The sequence below is a fragment of the uncultured Bradyrhizobium sp. genome (assembly GCF_964252615.1).
Classification (GTDB): Bacteria; Pseudomonadota; Alphaproteobacteria; order Rhizobiales; family Xanthobacteraceae; genus Bradyrhizobium.
In genome coordinates this window covers 25,571-43,961 of sequence record NZ_CAXUNQ010000043.1, presented here as the reverse complement: position 1 = coordinate 43,961, position 18,391 = coordinate 25,571, and the positions used below count along the sequence as shown (strand labels likewise).

The following is an 18,391-nucleotide window of genomic DNA, read 5'->3' as shown; positions in this document are numbered from 1 at the left end:
CTACCATCCCGACCTGCTTTATTCCGATGGCGGCGTTCCCTTCGGCAATTAGGTCGGGCGCAGCATGATCGCGCACTTTTACAATTCCAATGCGGCCCGGCATGGCGGCAAAGTGGAAGCGGTCTACAACTATCCTTACCAGAACCACGCCGCGATGGAGCCGATGAACGCTACGGCGCTGTATACCGCGGACAGATGCGAGGTCTGGTGCGGCACGCAGAACGGCGAAGCGGCCTTCGCCGCGGTGCTGGAAACGTCCGGCCTGCCGGCGGACAAATGCGAGGTGCACAAGCAGATGCTGGGCGGCGGTTTCGGACGCCGCGGCCAGACCGATTATGTCCGCCAGGCGGTCGCGATCGCCAAGCAGATGCCGGGCACGCCCATCAAGCTGTTGTGGTCGCGCGAAGAAGACATGCTGCATGGTACCTATCATCCGGTCACGCAGTGCAAGCTGACCGGCGCCTTCGATGCCGACAACAACCTGACCGGATTGCATGTGCGGCTGTCGGGACAATCCATCCTGTTCGCGCTGCGCCCGGCGGCGCTGATCAACGGCATGGACCCTGCGGCGTTTCAGGGCCTGGCTCCGACCGGGGAGGCCGCGATCGGCTACACCGTCCCGAACCTGCTGGTCGAACATGCGATGCGCAATCCGCACGTGCCGCCGGGATTCTGGCGCGGCGTCAACGTCAACCAAAACGCGATCTATCTCGAATGCTTCATGGACGAGCTTGCGCATTCGGTCGGCCAGGATCCGCTCGAGTTCCGCCGCAAGCTGATGGCGAAACATCCGAAGCATCTCGGCGTGCTCAACGCGGTGGCTGAGAAAATCGGCTGGACCACACCGCCTCCCAAGGGCGTCTATCGCGGTATCGCCCAGCACATGGGCTATGGCAGCTATGTCGCAGGCGCCGCCGAGATATCGGTTTCCGACGGCAACAAGATCAAGGTGCATCGCATCGTCGCCGCCACCGATCCCGGTTATGCGGTCAACCCCGCGCAGATCGAACGGCAGATCGCCGGCTCCTTCGTCTACGGCCTGTCGGGACTGTTCTATGGCGGCTGCACGGTGAAGGACGGCCGCATCGAGCAGACCAATTTCGACACCTACAATTCGATGCGTATCGCCGAGATGCCGAAGGTGGAATCGATTGTGATGCCAAGCGGCGGCTTCTGGGGCGGCGTCGGCGAACCGACCATTTGCGTTGCCGGCCCTGCAGTACTCAACGCGTACTTCGCCGCCACCGGACAACGTATCCGGGGGGTCCGGCGGCGCTACCACAACACCCCCTCCGCCTCACAATCCCGCGGCGGCCGGGGGCCCGCCGCTTCCTCACCGGATCCAGCCCATGGACGCCACCCGCCTTCCGACGCGGAGAGACGTCTTTCGCAAGCTTGCGGCCGCAACCGCGGCGCTGGCGTCGCCATGTCCCGCGTTCGCGCAAGGTGCGGCGCGGGTGGCCGTGATCGGCGGCGGTTTTGGCGGCGCAAGCTGCGCGCGCGCATTTCGGCGGATCGACCCGAAACTGCAGGTGACCCTGATCGAGCCGAAAACCTTCTATTTCGCCTGCCCGTTCAGCAACGAAGCGATCGCCGGGCTGCGTGAATTCGAAGCTCAGCAATTTACCTACGACAGGATTGCCGCGGAAGGCGTGACCGTGGTCGCACAGACCGCCGTGAAAGTCGATGCACGCGCCCGCGCGGTCGGGCTCGCCGACGGCACGTCGCTGGGCTATGACCGGCTGGTGCTGTCGCCCGGGATCAGCATGCGTTTCGACGCGCTGACCGGCTATGACGAGGCCGCGGCTACGAAAATGCCGCATGCCTGGATCGCCGGCGACCAGACGATCCTGCTGCGCCGGCAGCTTGAAGCCATGGATGACGGCGGCCTCGTCGTGCTCGCGGTGCCGGCGGCGCCGCTGCGTTGTCCACCCGCGCCTTACGAGCGCGCCAGCCTGATCGCGCATTATCTGAAGACCAAAAAACCGCGCTGCAAGGTGCTCATCCTCGACGCCAAGGATGGCTTTTCCCAGCAGCGCCTGTTTGAGAATGCCTGGGAGGAACTATATCCCGGCATGATCGAACGCATCGCGCTGTCGCAGGGCGGACGGGTCACGTCGGTCGAGCCCGCGACCAACACTATCGTCACCGATTTCGGCAATTATACCGCCGATGTCGCCAACGTCATTCCGCCGCAGAGGGCCGGCCGTATCGCGGACATTGCCGGGGCCGCGGACAATACCGGATGGTGCCCGATCGATCCGATCACCTTTGCTTCGAAGCTCGTGCCGAATATCCATGTCATCGGCGACGCCTGCATTGCCGGTGCCCTTCCCAAATCCGCCTCCGCCGCGCATGCGCAAGCCAAGGCATGTGCGGCCGCCGTCGTAAGCCTGATGACGGGCAAAGCGCCGGAAATTCCGAGATTGACCGGCGCCTGCTACAACACGGTCGCACCGGGCTATGCTTTTTCGCTATCAGGCGTCTATGCGCCCAGGGATGGGCTGTTCATCGAAGCCGAGGGCGCCTCCAGCACGAGCCCGGTCGATGCGCCGCGTGAGACGCGCGCCCGGGAAGCGGAAACTGCGTCGGCGTGGTTCACAGCGATCACGGCGGACACCTTTGGTTAGCGCCGCGGTCCAACCATTCGGCGCCTGGGTCGCGGCCGCAACCATCGCCCTGTCCGGCGCAGCCGCCGCGCAGACGTTGCAGCCCTATGCCGTCACCGGCGATGCGATTCCCGCCTCGCTCACCGGCGCGGCGGGCGACCCGACGCGCGGCCGTATCCTTGTGCTCAATCGAACCAGCACCTGCATCCTCTGCCACAGCGGGCCGTTTCCGGAGGAAAAATTCCAGGGCGACCTCGCACCCAGCCTCGCCGGTTCCGGCAGCCGCTGGACCGCTGGCCAGCTTCGACTTCGTGTGGTGGATGCCCCCCGCCTCAATCCCGCGACGATCATGCCCTCTTATTATCGCATCGAGGCACTGCAGCGTGTCGGCGCCCCATGGCGTGGCAAGCCGATCCTGTCGGCCGAGCAGATCGAGGATGTCGTGGCGTATCTCGCAACGCTGCGCGAATAGCTGATAAGAGGAGAACCGATGCGCGAGCCGAACGATTCCAGCCGCCGCCGATTCCTGGCCATGACCGGAAGCGCCGCCGTGCTTGGCGCCACGCCGCTGGTAACGCTGCGGCCTGCCGGGGCGACACCGTCGGCCCTTGCCACCGCTATCCGCGACGTCGTCGGCTCGGCCGCGATGCGCGCCGGCAAGGTCAAGCTCGAGGTGCCGCCTTTGGTCGAAAACGGCAACACGGTGCCGCTCCTGGTCAGCGTCTCAAGCCCGATGACCCCTGACGATCACGTCAAGAGCATCCATGTATTCAACGAGAAGAACCCGCAGCCCAATGTCGGCAATTTCGTTCTCGGCGCCAATGCCGGTCGCGCGCAGGTTTCGACGCGCATCCGCCTTGCGGACTCGCAGAAGATCGTCGCCATCGCCAAACTGTCCGACGGCTCGTTCTGGTCGGCCAGTGTCGAGGTGGTGGTGACGCTGGCGGCCTGCACCGAGGAGGTGATCTGATGGGCTCGGTGTTGATCAATGTTCCGAAGAAGGCGAAACGCGGTGACGTCATCGAGATCAAGACGCTGATGTCGCATATCATGGAAACCGGGTTTCGCCATACCGCCACCGGCGAGGTGATCCCGCGCGACATCATCACCAGTTTTGCGTGCCGCTACAACGGAGTCGAGATTTTCCGTGCCGATCTGTTCCCGGCGATCGCGGCCAATCCATTCATCACCTTCTTCACCACGGCGACCGAGAGCGGCACGTTCGAATTCAGTTGGATCGGCGACCGCGGTTTTTCTGAAACCGCGTCGGCTTCGATCCTTGTCGAATGAAATGGATCGGCACGATAGCCAAGGCCGTGCTGCTGACCGCAGCTTGCGTCCCCCTCCTCTTTGCGGCTGAAATTCCATCAGCCGCGCGCCGATCCGGTTTCAGCTTCATGGCGCCGGACACGCAAGCGATCCAGAATGACGACACCGCCAATCCCGGCATGCTGTGGGTGTTCGATGGCGAAGCATTGTGGAACAGCAGAACCGGCGCGTCCGGAAAGTCCTGCGCCGACTGCCACAACGACGCGGCCGGCATGCGCGGCGTCGCAGCGCGTTATCCGGCCTTCGATGCAACGCTGGGACGTCCGGTCGATCTGGAGCAGCGCGTCAACCTGTGTCGCACCCGGAATCAGCAAGCGGCGCCGCTTGCCTATGAAAGCCGGGGCCTGCTCGCGCTGACCGCCTTCGTGGCGCGGCAGTCCCACGGCATGGCGATCGAAACCGGCACCGACCCGCGGCTGGAGCCGTTTATCGCGGAAGGCCGCGACCTCTTCATGCGGCGGCAAGGCCAGCTCAATCTCGGATGCGCGAACTGCCACGACGACAACTGGGACAAGCGCCTCGCCGGCTCCGCGATCACGCAAGCCCACCCGACCGGGTATCCGCTGTACCGGCTGGAATGGCAATCGCTCGGTTCGCTGCAGCGCCGGTTGCGGGCCTGCATCTCCGGCATTCGCGCGCAGGCCTACGACTACGGCGCACCCGAACTGGTCGAACTGGAACTCTATTTGATGTCGCGGGCGCGCGGCATGCCGATCGAGGCGCCGGCAGTGCGGCCGTAACTGGCAGGCAAAGCGACATACGCTGCCGTCATCCTGAGGCGCGCGCTCTTGCGCGCGCCAAGCAGCTCAGGACGACGGATGGCCGTTAGCTGGATGCCGATGTGTGGTAGTCGTATTGCGACCGGTTTCACAGCGAAGGACAGCGATTGCCGTTCAACATCTCATTCTACGACCTTTCGACCTGGATCATTCCGCTTGTTGTCGCCATCACCTTTCACGAGGCGGCGCACGGCTTTGTGGCTTATCGCCTTGGAGACGATACCGCCTGGAAACTGGGCCGCGTCAGTTTCAATCCGCTGCGGCATATCGATTTGTTCGGCACCCTCCTATTCCCCGCGATCCTGCTGCTCTCCCACGCGCCCTTCCTGTTCGGCTATGCCAAGCCGGTGCCGGTCAATTTTCGCGCGCTCAATCATCCGCGGATCGACATGGTATGGGTCGCGCTGGCCGGGCCCGCGATCAATATCCTGCTGGCGGCGCTCGCCGCCGCCGCGTTCCATCTGATCGGTCTTGTGCCGGCGGGCTCGGCGCAATGGGCCGCCGACAGCCTCAAAAATGCGCTGGTCGTCAACGTCGTGCTTGCGGTTTTCAACATGTTGCCGCTGCCGCCACTGGACGGCGGGCGCGTTGCGGTCGGATTGCTGCCGAATGTGCTGGCCTACCCGCTGTCGCGGCTGGAGCCATACGGGATGCTGATCCTGATCGCGATCCTGATTGCGTTGCCGGTGCTCGGCACCCAACTCGGCTTGAACCTCGACATCATTTCGCGGTGGGTGCGCGGGGCAACCGGTATCGTGATCCGCCTGTTGCTGGTGGTGACGGGGAACGTGTAATCGACCGACGGGCGGCGCGATGGTGAGAGGGCAAGCGGCGGCATTGGACTACTCACCAAATGGACCAGTGAGTTGCGGATTCCCGAGAGCGACCGGCGTCTTCGCGAAGCCAAATGGTCATTCGGCGCCAAGTTTTATGCGATTCGGCAGGCCGCCGATAATAGCGATACATCGATACCGCCCGCGTGCAGCCGCAGCCTCGTTTCATGTCTTGTACTTTCCTTCGATCGAGCAGCTCAACGCTTGCCGCCGTCGTCCTATGATCGATTGCGCGTCCGATTGCTCGATCGTCAATGGCCCGGTATGGTCATAAGCTTGGGGCGGCGACAGGTGTCGCGTTCTGTGCACCTTGGCAGCCATGGGAGCAAAGGTGATGGAAAACAAGCGCGGCTTTGACGATATCCCGATTCGGCCGGCGGCTAACGAAGCTGATTGCCCGTGTTGCGGCTCGCGATTGAAATGGAAGAACGCCGAGGGCCTGGCCCGCCTGGAGCTCGAGGCAGCCGGGCATCCCGTTCCGGTTGCCGCAGGAACCATGTTCATCGACCCCCATGCGCACATGATTTCGCGCTCCACCGACGACTACCAGGCGATGGCGCGGGCCGGCGTGGTCGCGGTCGTCGAACCTTCCTTCTGGCTCGGTCAACCCCGCACCAATCTCGGCAGCTATCTGGACTATCTATCGACCATTCTCGGATTCGAGAAATTTCGCGCCGGCCAGTTCGGAATTCGCCATTACTGCTGTATCGGACTTAATCCAAAGGAAGCCAATAATCAGGCACTGGCCGAGGCGGTGCTCGACGCCCTGCCCACCTTCGCGGTCAAGGAGGGCGTGGTGGCGCTGGGCGAGCTCGGTTACGACGAGCAGTCGGCGCAGGAAGACAAATGCCTTCGCGTCCAGGTCGATCTGGCGATCGAGCTTGATCTTCCCATCATGATCCACACGCCGCACCGCGACAAGCACCGCGGCACCTTGCGGACCATGGACGTCCTCGCCGAGCATCGTTTCGATCCCGGGCGCTGCGTGATCGACCACAACACCGAAGAAACCGTGCGCGAGGTGCTGGATCGCGGCTATTTCGCCGCCTTCTCGATCTATCCCCATACCAAAATGGGCAACGAGCGCATGACCGAGATTGTCCGACGTTACGGTCCCGAGCGCATCATTGTCGACTCCGCTTGCGACTGGGGCGTGTCGGATCCGCTCGCGGTCCCGAAGACCGCCGTCCTGATGGCGGAGCGGGGCATTGCCCCATCTGCCATCCGCAAGGTGACGTATGATAACGCCCTCGCTGTCTACGGACTGTCGGGCGCGATGAAACAATCGGACTGGCTCGACCCGGAACCGATTGATCAGAGCACGCTGTTTCAAGGCAACAGCGTGTTGCGCGGCGGGCAGACGCCGCGCATCGAGGCGCCGCAGAGATCGATGGGTGACATCAGGATCGCGTGATTCCGCAGCTTCAGGCGAGATCGCGCCAGGCGATATTGCCGGCATCCAGCGTCCCGCGAACCTCACTTAACTGGTGGCCGAACGGCAGATCGGCTTCCACCTCCGGTGCCGCCCGCAACGCCAGCGCAATCGCCAGTCGGTCGTTTTCGACGCCCTCCTCCCAGACGCGGGTCAGCGCCGACATTCCTTCGCGATCGGGATAAGGCGCGATGCAGCGCCAGACCTCACTGCTGATCGAACGACCGGCCGCCGCGCGCTCCTGCACCAGTGCAACCAGCATGCGGGCCAGTTCCGGATTGCCGCGGCGGTCCAGCCCCTGAATCGGCCAGAGCGATGCGCCGATAAAAATGGCTTTCACCACCATCTGATTCCAGTCCTGCTCCGCGAAGACTTCGCCGGGATACGGATTACCGTGCGCCACCGCCTCGAAAACCGGCTTCATCCCCGAGCGGATGGCTTCGCGGGCCCTGGGCTCGATCAGGGCTGCCGCGGGATAAAGGGGAAAACCGCGGTACAAAGCGATCAGTTCATTGACCTCGGCGGTCGCGCAGAACCGGTCGAGGCTGGCCACAAACCCGGCGTCATCCCGATAACTTGCGACCATCAGCGCGATGCGCGCGAGCTGATCTACGCTCCAGCCCGCCGGATCGAGGCCGTTCCGCAACCGCGCCGCAGCATCCAGATCGTCGGCGCCTAGCGACAGGCCGGCTTTGCCGAGACGCCGCGGCGCCAGCCCGATGGCAATGCCCAGCGGGCGATCGTTCGATGCGCGCGACACATCGTCCAGAGCGCCGCGAAACCAGGCGCGGCCAGGATCGTCCACCGCGCGCGCGATCCAGCTATCGGCGAGAGCGAGAAATCCAGCCCGCAAGGCCTTTTGACGATCGCGTTGGGTCGATTGAGACGGTTCAGACATGCGCGTGCCCCGGGGTCGGGGGGCATGGAGCTCGCTTCATGTCCCGGGAATTACTTTTTGAAACATTCGCGTCAGCGGATAACCGAGCGCGCATAATGTCACGGTGACGATATGGCCTCCTGCCGAGGCGACGGCAACGGCGTCGACAAGGCAGATCGCGGCTATCAGGCCGGATACCGCAAGCGGCACCGCGCCGGGCAGCGGCCTGGCGGCCAGCAGATGGACGGCTCGCGCATCCGCGGCCAGCAGCAGGACAACCGCACCCACCACCGGCCCGGCGGCTGCGGCCGGCCATGCCGCGAGCAGCGGCGCGGCCAACATCAGCAACGGCCACAGGTTGCCCACCCGGTTGAGGCTCTCCTGCTTCGCGGCATAGGTGATGCCCGCGACGTGGCACGCCAGTGCAAACGCCCCGACCGGCGCTGCGGTCGACAAGGACCCGGTCACTGCCGCGCAGGCACCGACATACACCAGCGCGCGACATAGACCCATCACGATCGGGCTTAAAGCATTTCCTTTGTGCCAGACATCATAAAGCACGATCGTTGCGGCCAGCAAGACACCGCAGGCCGCCGCCGCAAAGCCGAACGGAAGCATGAGCACCACGCCGGTTGCAAGAAGGCCGAACCCGATCCGGGATACGGCGGCCGCCGTTATTTCGCCGGCGTCGATGGGCCGACCGGGCCGATCGCGCGCGTCCGCGGCGCGATCGAAGAAATCGTTGAGATACATTCCACCGACATAGAAGGCGGTCATCGCGCAAGAAATCAGCGCCAGTTGATGCGGCGGTGCGCCACCTGCGATCACCGACCCGGCAATGACATTGGTCCACACCGTCGGCAGGTTGGATATGCGTCCCAGCCGCAGCAGCGTCGACAAAGCCGGCATCGGTCTTGCGATCGCGCTCATCCAACCAGCTGCTTTGCACAGAATTCGATCTCGCGCGCGATATCCGAAGCTTTGGACCCTGTTCGCAGCTTTTCGGGCAGCACGTCCCAGGTATAGGTCTCGACCTCCAGATGAGAAGAAACATGACGGTCGCGGACCGCAGCAAGGACCGCAGCGAGATCGGAATGGGTTGAACCGATGTCGCCAAGATCGGCCAAAAACACCGGAACATGGCAATGAATGCGCCATTCGCCGTCGGCCCGGCCGTCCCGGAACGCCGCGACCGCGTCCGGCAGATCGGCATATCGCGTCAGCCCGCCGGCTCCCCGCACGACGGTCTGGTGCAGATAGACGCCGTCGTTGAAGCGCATGACGGGATCGACAAGGTCGCCGGTCATGCTTGGAAGACGAATCGCAGCCGAAAGCTGGATCTTGGGAACGGAAATGCCGGCATTGCGCAGCCGCTCCAGGGCCGCGACCGGATCTTCATACTCCACCGCGCCATGGCAAACGTCGTAGCAGATGCCGAGGTGACGTCGCACCAGCAACTCCGCACCGGCGCGGTCGATGTCCATCGCAGTCATAAGGCCGCCGACAGTCTTGGGCCGCAGCAGGATGTCCTCAAAGAACGCGATGCTCTCGTCGACGGTTTCGAGGAAGCAGCATGGCTCGGGCTCCAGCGCGAGTGAAATCCGCTTGCCGGTGCGGCGCTCGATCGTTGCGAGGTCCGCCACCGCGCGTATGATATTGGTGGCCATCTCGTCAATTGCACCCTCCGCGCGCCCATTCGGCTTGAACGCGCCGGGCACCGTGGAAATGCTGCCGTCGATTCCGGCCGGCAGGATGGCGGCGAGCACCGCGGCACTGTCGGCGGTAAATCCTACCCTCGCCGCGCTGCGCCAGTCCGGCAGATAGACATCCTCCTTGACCCGGACGCCGTGAAACGGACCGAACGGAAACGCGTTGATTGTAAAAACATAGGCGCCGAGCGCATCAAGCTGATCGCGAAAGGCGGCGAGGGCATCGGGCTTCCTCGCGCGCGCTGCTGCTTCGCCCGACAGCCGCAAGCCGATGCCGAGCGGGCAGTCCGGCGCGACCGCCGCCTTGATGGCCGGAACGTGAGCATCAAGGCTGGCGCAGATATCGGGCCAGCTTTCACCGGCGTGAATGTTGGTGCAGTAGGTCAGGTGGACATCGCCTGGAAGTGCTTCGAGCTTCATGCCCGCGCCTCCAGCCATGCGATACAGCGGCCGATCAATCCTTCGTCCATCTCGTGGACCTCGACGCCGCGTCCGATACCTGCAAGAAGCGTGACGGTGAGTTCGCCTCCGAGATGTTCGCGAAAGTCTGCAAGTCCTTGCTGCAACGCCAAGCGCCCCTGCGCGTCCTTTAGCTTCAGCGCGCCATGCCACAGCGTGAAGCCGAGCTGCTTGAGAAGATGCAGGATGCGCTCATCCTCCCCTTCATCCAGCAGTCCGGCGATCACCGAATAGCGCGTGTCAAGCGCAACCCCGATCGCGACGGCTTCGCCGTGGTTGACTGCGTTGCCGGACAGATATTCGAGCTTGTGGGCGGACCAATGGCCAAAATCGAGCGGGCGCGCCGACCCCGCCTCGAACGGGTCGCCGCCAAGCCGGATCTGACGCATGTGCAATTCCGCTGAATCCCTGATCAGCCGGTCCAGATGGGGCGACGAAAAGCGCGCGAGCGCAGCAGCGTTGTTTTCGAGCCAGCCGAAAAAATCACGGTCCCGGATCAGTGCCACCTTGACCGCTTCGGCCATGCCGGCGCGCTTTTCCCGCGCCGGCAAGGAATCGATAAAGTCACTGTCGTTGACGATGGCCCAGGGCGGGGCAAAGGTGCCGAGCAAGTTCTTCAGGCCCAGTGAATTGACGGCGTTCTTGACGCCGACGCCGCTGTCGCACTGCGACAGCACGGTGGTCGGAAAGCGAACATGGCGTACGCCGCGGTGAAAGATCGCGGCGGCATAGCCGACGGCGTCCAGCACCGCCCCGCCCCCGATGGCGATAGCAAAGGAGTGCCGATCGACCGCCAACTTCGACAAGGTCGCAAGCAGCCGCGGCACCGTTTCCGGATCGTTCTTGCAGGTCTCGCCGCCGGCGACAGGAATGGGCGCATCGATCAGTTCGATATGTCTGCCATGCACGGCGGCATATCGCGCGATACGGGCCGCAAGATCCGGCATCGCCGAGATCACGCCGTCATCGATAAACACCGCGGTCCGATGCCGCTTGTCCACTTCGCGGCGTGCGAGCACGTCGACCAGACAGCGATTGTCGGGACCAAATGCATCTGCGGTGAAAGCCACCGGGTAGTCATAGGCGACGCTGAACGATTGCAGCCGGATATCACTGCTCCGCTGCAAGGGCGGGTCAAGGCTGGCGGTCCTGCTCACGCGAAATCCTTGGTCCTCGAACCCTGCCAACGAAACAGACTTGCACCGCAGGTGACTTTACCTGGTGTCCGGCGCGTGTACTTCTATCATAGGGTGCCATTTTGCCGACCGGTTTGGCAAGTCGATCGCACCATGGAGACGAATGATTGAAACCGCTATTGGCAATTATCGTTGTCGGAATGACACCGGGACATCTGGGCGTTCACACCCCGCGGCTGGCAGCGCTTGCACGCACCGGCGCGACGGTCCCGTTGAAAACCGTTACGCCGGCCGTGACCTGCAGCGTCCAGGCAAGTTTCATGACCGGGCTCACACCCGGCGATCACGGCATCGTCGGAAACGGCTGGCTATTCCGCGATCAAATGGAAGTCCTGTTCTGGCGGCAGTCCAACCGGCTGGTCGGCGGTGAAAAGATTTGGGACGCCGGCAAACGCCGCGACCCGGCGTTTACCTGCGCCAATATGTTCTGGTGGTACAACATGGCGTCAAGCCATGACATCGGCGCAACGCCGCGACCGATCTACAAGGCGGACGGACGTAAGCTGCCGGACTGCTACACGGTGCCGGCGGGCCTGCGCAACCGGCTGACCGATCGGCTTGGGCCTTTTCCGCTGTTTCAGTTCTGGGGTCCGGCAACGACAATCGCGTCGAGCCGCTGGATCGCGGACGCGACCAAGCTCGTGATGACGGAGACGAACCCGACGCTGACGCTCGCCTATCTTCCTCACCTGGATTACGATCTGCAACGTTTCGGTCCGAACCACGCCCATCCCGCCGTCCGGAAATCGCTGGCGGAAATCGATGCCGTGGCCGGCGAACTGATCGACGCTGCCAATGCCGGCGCGCGTTCCGTTGTCGTTCTGTCGGAATATGGCATCACCGACGTCGACCGGCCCGTCCATATCAATCGCAGACTGCGCGAGGCCGGGCTACTCTGCGTGCGTGAGGAAGACGGCGGCGAATTGCTCGATCCGACGGTATCGAAAGCGTTTGCGGTCGCCGACCATCAGATCGCGCATGTTTACGTGGCCGATCCCCAGTCGCTGCCGAGCGTCAAGGCCATGCTTGAGAGTCTCCCCGGTGTCGAGCGCGTCTATGGGGCCGCCGACAAGCACGAGATCGGCCTCGATCACCCACGTGCCGGTGAACTCGTTGCGATCGCGGACGCACGATCCTGGTTCACGTATTATTATTGGACGGACGACCGCTATGCACCCGACTTTGCACGCACCGTAGAGATTCACCGTAAGCCAGGTTACGATCCCGTGGAGCTATTCCTCGATCCCGCGATTTCGGCCCCGAAACTGGCAATCGGCAAGCGTCTGGCGCTGCGAAAGCTGGGATTTCGGGCGCTGATGGACGTGATCCCACTGGATGCCTCGCTGGTGCGCGGGTCGCATGGCCGAATCAACGAGCGTTCCGAAGACGGCCCGCTCGTGATTGTTGATCGGCCGGAATTGCTGAAGGCCGAGAGTCTGGCAGCGACGGACGTGAAGTCGCTGCTGCTTGATGCGATATTCACCTGAAGACCTTCAGCTTTGGATGACGGTCGCCCAAAGCACGTCACCGGTGCTTGATGTCGCCCCAGGTCGGAGCTCTGGGCGTTGCTGCAAGCCCGACCATTTCCGCGGGCGGATTAAAGAGCTGACATTGAGGAAGCGTCTTGGGGTCGAGTTTGCTGACGAGATCCCAGGTCGTCTTGGGATCCGGCCTCACCATGGCGAAATTGGTGTAGTTCTGACTGACCATCGGGGCGTTTGCCGGAGGCAGCGGATAGCCGGAAAAATAGAACGATTGCGCATGCCGATACGGCTTTGCCGATTTGTCGACCCGATCCGGGGTCGCCTTGCTCATGAAGGCGTATCCGAACATGATCGCCCGGTCCTTGGTGCGGTCGGGACTGACCCCGACCTGGATTGGCTTGCCGGTATCCGCGGCCACCCAGAACGAATAGCCCTGAACCCGGTTGCCCAGTCGTTCGCTGTCGCCCGAGCTATAGGGCAGATGACTGATGAAATCAGTGCGCGGCGGATGGTTCGAGGGTGAGAACAGGCAGACCGGCGGCATCCCTTTCGGCCGGTCCTTTTCATAGGTGACGAAGAACGCGGTATCGCCCAGCGATATGAACGAACACGTATAATGATTTGAGATCGGAAAGATCGGCAAACACCGCTTGTCGTAATGCTCCATCATGGCGCCCTCGCCTGCCGGACCGCGCCATGTGCTGTCGTAATAGGTTGCGCCTTTGGATATTTCATAGTCCCGTCCCGGCTTTAGCGCGGGAGGCGGCGCGCCATCATAGGGAGGCGGATTCTGGACGTAGCCGTTGAACACCCGGTACATGTTCCAGTTCGAAGACCAATAGGCGGGATACTGGGGATCAGTCGGCTGGCCGGGCTCCCGGACGTAGGCGCAGTCCGGGTTAGCGCAGGGGCTGTCAGCCGGCGGATTGTGCACGCCATATGTCGAATAGACGTTGTCGGGTTGGTCGGCCGCCGATGCATCCGATGCCCAACAGCATAGCAACGCGGCAAGAGCGGCGCCGCTGTGACCAAGAAAACGCGCGTAGGAATCAGACACCCGTCACCCCCGTTCAACCTGTTTTGGAATTGGAAAGTATCCTCCCGCACGCACAGCGGCTTGCCGGAATTCAACAACTATAATTCTAGGTTACGTTGCAGTCTAATAAATTACAAGTTACCCTTACCTGAGGTCGGCAGCCGGTCTGTTCTTACTACAATGTGGGAGTCGATAAGTGAGCTATCTCGATGTACCGCGATTGGCTTTCGCCGGATATTTCCAGGCCGACGTATCGACGATCAATAATGTCGTCCGTTACTACGATAATGAGGCTTTCAAGCCGCAATATCAGCACATCAGCGCCGATGGAAAGGATGGCGGATGGAATCCCGAGGGTACGGGAATTTTTCGCCTCATGGACTGCCGCATTACCGGCGCGCAGCTTAAGGACGCTTCGGCCGCGGCAGATCCCGTGATAGGCATGGCCCTTGAGAATGCCAACGACCGCGTGTTCGGCAAGATCGTCGATCTCGACCCGCAGCAGCAGATGGTTTCGGAAATCTGGGGCATGGGGCTACGTTTGAGCAATGGCGTCGAGCAGGCGCTTTTCGCCGGCGATTATTTGCCGTCGCCGTTCACGAATCTGTGGGGCCGGCAGCAGGCCCAGTCCGCACCGCATGACCAGACGCTTGCTGCGGTTTACCAGTCGGTTCTGCACAATGTAGCGTGGACCGGCCATGCCGGCTCCCAGGTGCTGGAGACATTGCAACGCCTCACCGAGGATCACTGTCTTTCCATCAATATGAACGTTTACGGCTATGGCCGCGATCCCGGCAATCCGCGCTATACGACAGGGCGCGTGGCTGGAGTCATCGGACCGTATCGCCGCGGCGAGCCGAAGCGGTTTGTGATGGGACGCCAGATGATATCGCCGACGCCGGCGGGCAACCCATGGGGACCGACAAGCGGCATCTTTTCGTTCCAGTGCAAGGTCCATGAGGACAGCCGAACGGTGGCGGCCGATTTCGGCAACTGTCTGCAGATCCAGGATGCCTCGGGAGCCCCGGTCGATCAGGGTCAATTGTCCATGGCGGTGCTCAAGACGGACGGAAGCAGCCTACTTTCTGCCGTGACCGCTTCCGAGGTCGCCATTCTCGGCACTGTGGATTATCTGACACCCGGCTGGTATGCGCGAACCGCGGGCGTGCAGACCTTTGACTATTCGGCCGATCCGTGGTGCATCGCCAACATCGCAAACCATCCGTTGCTTCTGCTTACCCCGGCGGCCGGCGGCTATACGGTGCTTGTGCAGGAATCGCTGGGCGGATTGTTCGCGCGTACGGACGATTTTGTCTGCCGTCTCAATCCCGGCCAGACCAAGACGCTGGATATCTACGCATCCCGCTACGGCAAGCCGCTGGCCGCCACAATCCTGCTGTCTCCAACGCCCGGCATCCTGGGCATAACCGGCACCGGCGGTCCACCCGGCGTCAAGCTTCCTCCCGTCGCAACGCCCGCGAACGGCATCGACTTTCCGCCGTCAACATCGACGGATTCGAACGGCCGGGGTGCACTGCCGCTGACCGGCGCGACCCTCAATCCGCCGATGCCGCGGGGCTATATCGATGGGCAGATATACGGCGTCGGCTACCAGTTGAAGGACCAGCCGGCCGCGACCGTCACCAATTTCTGGAATTACGTCAGCGCATTGGTTTTCAGCCCGTTCGAAGTACCCGCGCGTCTGACCTGGTTCGCTGATATTCAGCCGGTTCTGACTCAATATGGCAACCTCTATCCGATCATGAGCAAGCACCTGGTCGATCTCGGCGACTATGACTCCGTCGTCGCGCATCTGAAGATTCTCAGACTGGCTTTCGCCTTGCCGATCGGAGATCCCAACCACATGCCGGTGACCCGCGATCTGTCGGACCGCAAACGGGCCATGATCCTGTTTTGGATCGACCATCCCGGTGCAGACGGATTGCCTGTAAAGGGCACAGCCGCGCCGGCTGCCAGGGCGGCATCCGGGCTGCCGGCGGCCCCTGAACCGCCCGCGCTCAAGCTCGAGCCGTTGCAGACCCGCGGCAAGACCGAGATCCTGCTGCAATATCAGGCCGCAGTTAAAGCGGAGAAGGCGCCATGATCAAGCTATCGCGGGCCGCCGTCGACGCGGTGCACGCCGCAGCCAGGCGCGAGGACCTTTACCCATGGCTGCAGAACGCGATCGAACTGGAGCACAGCACGATCCCCCCTTATCTCACCGCGATGTTCTCGCTTATCCCGGGCACCAATGACGAGATCGCGCGGCTGATACGTTCCATCGTGCAGCAAGAAATGCTGCACATGACCATCGTTGGAAACATTCTGATCGCAATCGGCGGCCGTCCGGCGATCAATGTGCCGGGCTTTATTCCAAAATATCCCGGGCCGCTGCCGATGGCGATCGGTGGATCGAGTTTCAAGGTCGGTATCGAAGCGTTCACCTTGCCGCTGGTGCACGACATCTTCATGGAAATCGAAAAACCGGAATACCCTATCCCGGTCAAAACGCCCCAGCTCGAAGCCGTGCCCGATTTCGCAACGATCGGAGAATTCTATGCGGCGCTAACTAAAAAGATCGCGGAATTCGGCGACGCCATTTTTACGGTGCCGGCAAGCGAACAGGTCTTGAACTGGTTCAATCCCGTGCGGCTGTTCCCGATCGTCGATCGTACCACGGCCGACAAGGGCATCCGGATCATTGTCGACGAAGGCGAAGGGACGCAAACCGACCCATTCCAGTCGCCCGGCGACCCGGCACATTACTATAAGTTCGGGGAGATCTTTTACGGTCGCAAAATCATCCGCACGGCGACCGGCTTTGCTTACGGCGGCGATCCCATACCGTTCGATCGCAGTGGCGTTTACCCCATGAAGCCCAATCCCAAGATCGCTGACTTCCCCCCCGGCACGCAGGCGCGGTTGCGCGTGGAAGAATTCAGCTCGGCTTACACGAGCCTGCTCAATATCTTGCATACAGCGTTCAACGGACAGCCCGCCAAGATCGATATGGCGATTGGCCTGATGTATGAGCTCAAGATGATCGCGGTCAATCTGATGCAGACCCCGTCGGGAGACGGCAAAACCACGGCGGGTCCGAGTTTCGAATATGTCGGGGCCTTATCCGCTGCAGATGCATAACCAGCCCTAAACAGGCTCAATTCGCGACGACCGCCCCATCGTCGCATTGGCAGCGCACTATTTCAGGCCCGACCGGCCCAGCCGCTCCCGGCTCAAGCCTCATTATGGGCGCGACTGGCTTTACTTCAGCTAAATCGCTGCATGCTTGAAAGGCTTGGTGGGCGCACCAGGGCTCGAACCTGGGACCCGATGATTAAGAGTCAGATTAAACGACAAAACATAGTTCAACATAGCGCTTCAAAAATGAAAGAAGTTGCTGCAGCGCAGACTTTTCTATATACATAGCGCTTCAAGGTAGCGAACAGCTACACGCCCTTTGTCGGTGCCAAATCAGTGCCACAGCATCCAGCGCTTACGGACCTACTGCTCCGTGCCGCCAGATTTCCCGAGCGTGGCACAGCCACCGTTTGGGATGGCGCGTTGAAGCATTTTGGCGTCCGGATCAACGCAGGCGGGGCGAAGACGTTCATCGTGCTGCTCGGCTCGGGGCGCCGTCAGGCCATCGGCCGCTATCCGGTAATTTCTCTCGCTCAAGCCCGGGAGAAGGCCAAAACTATTTTAGCAGAGCGGACGCTCGGCAAGCACCGGCCGAACAATATATCATGGAAAAAGGCAACGAATGAATATCTTGACTGGATCAGGGAGAACCGGCGCATTCATACTCACCATGAATATGCCCGGACGCTCCGGAGATATTTTCCCTTCGGAGAGACCAGGGTTGCCGAAATAAGCACGGCGGATGTGGCGAAGAAGCTCGACAAATTGAAGGATACGCCTTCGCAAAAGAACCATGCGGCGGTCTACGCGAAGGCGTTCTTCAATTGGGCCATCAGGCAAGAGTACCTGAAGGACAACCCTCTGCAACATTACAAGCAGTCAAAGAAAACTCGTCGCAAGCGTGTCCTGACCGACGACGAATTGCGGGCCGTCTGGAGTGCCGCCGGTCAGATCGACGGCATGTTCGGCAGTATCGTTCGCTTGCTCATTCTTACCGGTCAGCGACGAGGCGAGATTGCCGCCCTGCTCCGCATCTATTATTCGCATAATCAACAGACCGTATGCCTGCCGGGCGAGTTGACCAAAAATCACTTAGAACACACCTTTCCGGTCGGCCCTATGGCTTCACGAATGCTCATGGAGCAAATTGTCTCGCCCACGAGGCGCGGGAGCGAATTCCTGTTCCCTTCCCGCACATCGATCAATCGTCCGTTCAACGGCTGGTCGAAATGCAAGAAAGAGCTCGACAAGCTCGCCAACATTCCTCATTGGACGCTCCACGATATCCGCAGGACATTCCGCACCAACCTTGGACGATTGAGGGTTCGCCCCGACATCGCCGAGCGGCTGGTAAACCATGCTTCGGCCCGTACGGAGATGGAAGAGACCTACGACCGCTACACCTACCTTCCTGAAATGCGGGAAGCGATGGAGAGCTGGGAGGCCTTCCTGCGCGAGCTGGTCGGCGAGCTCGGCCAAGAACAGCTAGCCGCGTAACGTCAGCCAACTT

At 62.0% G+C, this 18,391-nt stretch carries 16 protein-coding genes and 1 pseudogene; 12 read left to right on the top strand and 5 right to left on the bottom strand.

The window, feature by feature from the left end; genetic code table 11:
* Positions 1-109: 109 nt before the first annotated feature.
* The 8 genes and pseudogenes from ACFE72_RS18685 to ACFE72_RS18650 form a co-directional block, all read left to right on the top strand.
* A pseudogene (locus ACFE72_RS18685) lies at positions 110-1,285 on the top strand (xanthine dehydrogenase family protein molybdopterin-binding subunit); the annotation flags it as partial.
* A 64-nt stretch (positions 1,286-1,349) separates the two neighbouring features.
* Positions 1,350-2,630, top strand: a complete 1,281-nt coding sequence (locus ACFE72_RS18680; RefSeq protein WP_375414606.1) for an FCSD flavin-binding domain-containing protein — start codon at positions 1,350-1,352, stop codon at positions 2,628-2,630.
* Between the two features lie 43 nt (positions 2,631-2,673).
* The gene (soxX, locus tag ACFE72_RS18675) at positions 2,674-3,081 is read left to right on the top strand and encodes a sulfur oxidation c-type cytochrome SoxX (protein ID WP_375414608.1); all 408 of its coding nucleotides are present in this window, start codon (positions 2,674-2,676) and stop codon (positions 3,079-3,081) included.
* An 18-nt stretch (positions 3,082-3,099) separates the two neighbouring features.
* Complete coding sequence (locus ACFE72_RS18670) at positions 3,100-3,579, top strand: SoxY-related AACIE arm protein (protein WP_375414605.1); 480 nt, start codon at positions 3,100-3,102, stop codon at positions 3,577-3,579.
* Positions 3,579-3,899: a thiosulfate oxidation carrier complex protein SoxZ gene (soxZ, locus tag ACFE72_RS18665; RefSeq protein WP_375414604.1), complete on the top strand. Its 321-nt coding sequence runs from the start codon at positions 3,579-3,581 to the stop codon at positions 3,897-3,899. Before ACFE72_RS18670 ends, soxZ begins: the two co-directional genes overlap by 1 nt.
* Positions 3,896-4,678: a sulfur oxidation c-type cytochrome SoxA gene (gene soxA / locus ACFE72_RS18660; protein ID WP_375414603.1), complete on the top strand. Its 783-nt coding sequence runs from the start codon at positions 3,896-3,898 to the stop codon at positions 4,676-4,678. The genes soxZ and soxA overlap by 4 nt, the downstream gene beginning before the upstream one ends.
* Before the next feature lie 146 nt (positions 4,679-4,824).
* A complete protein-coding gene (locus ACFE72_RS18655; protein WP_375414602.1) occupies positions 4,825-5,511 on the top strand; it encodes a site-2 protease family protein in 687 nt (228 codons plus the stop codon).
* 373 nt (positions 5,512-5,884) lie between these two features.
* Positions 5,885-6,964 (top strand): TatD family hydrolase, encoded by a 1,080-nt coding sequence (locus tag ACFE72_RS18650; RefSeq protein ID WP_375414601.1) that lies wholly within the window; start codon positions 5,885-5,887, stop codon positions 6,962-6,964.
* A 10-nt stretch (positions 6,965-6,974) separates the two neighbouring features.
* Here the strand turns inward: ACFE72_RS18650 and ACFE72_RS18645 are convergent, their stop codons facing one another.
* The 4 genes from ACFE72_RS18645 to ACFE72_RS18630 are packed head-to-tail and all read right to left on the bottom strand — an operon-like array spanning position 6,975 to position 11,184.
* Positions 6,975-7,880, bottom strand: a complete 906-nt coding sequence (locus tag ACFE72_RS18645) for an EboA domain-containing protein (protein WP_375414600.1) — start codon at positions 7,878-7,880, stop codon at positions 6,975-6,977.
* Between the two features lie 36 nt (positions 7,881-7,916).
* Complete coding sequence (locus ACFE72_RS18640) at positions 7,917-8,789, bottom strand: UbiA family prenyltransferase (RefSeq protein ID WP_375414599.1); 873 nt, start codon at positions 8,787-8,789, stop codon at positions 7,917-7,919.
* Positions 8,786-9,988 (bottom strand): metabolite traffic protein EboE, encoded by a 1,203-nt coding sequence (gene eboE / locus ACFE72_RS18635; protein ID WP_375414598.1) that lies wholly within the window; start codon positions 9,986-9,988, stop codon positions 8,786-8,788. The genes ACFE72_RS18640 and eboE overlap by 4 nt, the downstream gene beginning before the upstream one ends.
* On the bottom strand, positions 9,985-11,184 hold the full coding sequence (locus tag ACFE72_RS18630) for a 3-dehydroquinate synthase (protein WP_375414597.1): 1,200 nt from the start codon (positions 11,182-11,184) through the stop codon (positions 9,985-9,987). The genes eboE and ACFE72_RS18630 overlap by 4 nt, the downstream gene beginning before the upstream one ends.
* Positions 11,185-11,342: 158 nt before the next feature.
* On the opposite strand from ACFE72_RS18630, the gene ACFE72_RS18625 reads away from it, so the two are divergent.
* Positions 11,343-12,710, top strand: a complete 1,368-nt coding sequence (locus tag ACFE72_RS18625) for a nucleotide pyrophosphatase/phosphodiesterase family protein (RefSeq protein ID WP_375414596.1) — start codon at positions 11,343-11,345, stop codon at positions 12,708-12,710.
* 37 nt (positions 12,711-12,747) lie between these two features.
* Here the strand turns inward: ACFE72_RS18625 and ACFE72_RS18620 are convergent, their stop codons facing one another.
* Positions 12,748-13,764: a hypothetical protein gene (locus ACFE72_RS18620; RefSeq protein WP_375414595.1), complete on the bottom strand. Its 1,017-nt coding sequence runs from the start codon at positions 13,762-13,764 to the stop codon at positions 12,748-12,750.
* Positions 13,765-13,939: 175 nt separating this feature from the next.
* On the opposite strand from ACFE72_RS18620, the gene ACFE72_RS18615 reads away from it, so the two are divergent.
* From ACFE72_RS18615 to ACFE72_RS18605, 3 genes are all read left to right on the top strand, one after another.
* A complete protein-coding gene (locus ACFE72_RS18615) occupies positions 13,940-15,847 on the top strand; it encodes a hypothetical protein (protein ID WP_375414594.1) in 1,908 nt (635 codons plus the stop codon).
* Positions 15,844-16,884 (top strand): ferritin-like protein, encoded by a 1,041-nt coding sequence (locus tag ACFE72_RS18610; protein WP_375414593.1) that lies wholly within the window; start codon positions 15,844-15,846, stop codon positions 16,882-16,884. The genes ACFE72_RS18615 and ACFE72_RS18610 overlap by 4 nt, the downstream gene beginning before the upstream one ends.
* 333 nt (positions 16,885-17,217) lie before the next feature.
* Positions 17,218-18,378, top strand: a complete 1,161-nt coding sequence (locus ACFE72_RS18605) for a tyrosine-type recombinase/integrase (protein ID WP_375414592.1) — start codon at positions 17,218-17,220, stop codon at positions 18,376-18,378.
* The last annotated feature ends 13 nt before the right edge of the window (positions 18,379-18,391 follow it).

Excerpts from the sequence above, each read along its gene's own strand:
- eboE (WP_375414598.1), bottom strand. The coding sequence starts at position 9,988 with ATGAAGCTCGAAGCACTTCCAGGCGATGTCCACCTGACCTACTGCACC.
- soxZ (WP_375414604.1), top strand. The coding sequence starts at position 3,579 with ATGGGCTCGGTGTTGATCAATGTTCCGAAGAAGGCGAAACGCGGTGAC.
- ACFE72_RS18645 (WP_375414600.1), bottom strand. The coding sequence starts at position 7,880 with ATGTCTGAACCGTCTCAATCGACCCAACGCGATCGTCAAAAGGCCTTG.
- ACFE72_RS18680 (WP_375414606.1), top strand. The coding sequence starts at position 1,350 with ATGGACGCCACCCGCCTTCCGACGCGGAGAGACGTCTTTCGCAAGCTT.
- ACFE72_RS18670 (WP_375414605.1), top strand. The coding sequence starts at position 3,100 with ATGCGCGAGCCGAACGATTCCAGCCGCCGCCGATTCCTGGCCATGACC.
- soxA (WP_375414603.1), top strand. The coding sequence starts at position 3,896 with ATGAAATGGATCGGCACGATAGCCAAGGCCGTGCTGCTGACCGCAGCT.
- ACFE72_RS18610 (WP_375414593.1), top strand. The coding sequence starts at position 15,844 with ATGATCAAGCTATCGCGGGCCGCCGTCGACGCGGTGCACGCCGCAGCC.
- ACFE72_RS18650 (WP_375414601.1), top strand. The coding sequence starts at position 5,885 with ATGGAAAACAAGCGCGGCTTTGACGATATCCCGATTCGGCCGGCGGCT.
- ACFE72_RS18640 (WP_375414599.1), bottom strand. The coding sequence starts at position 8,789 with ATGAGCGCGATCGCAAGACCGATGCCGGCTTTGTCGACGCTGCTGCGG.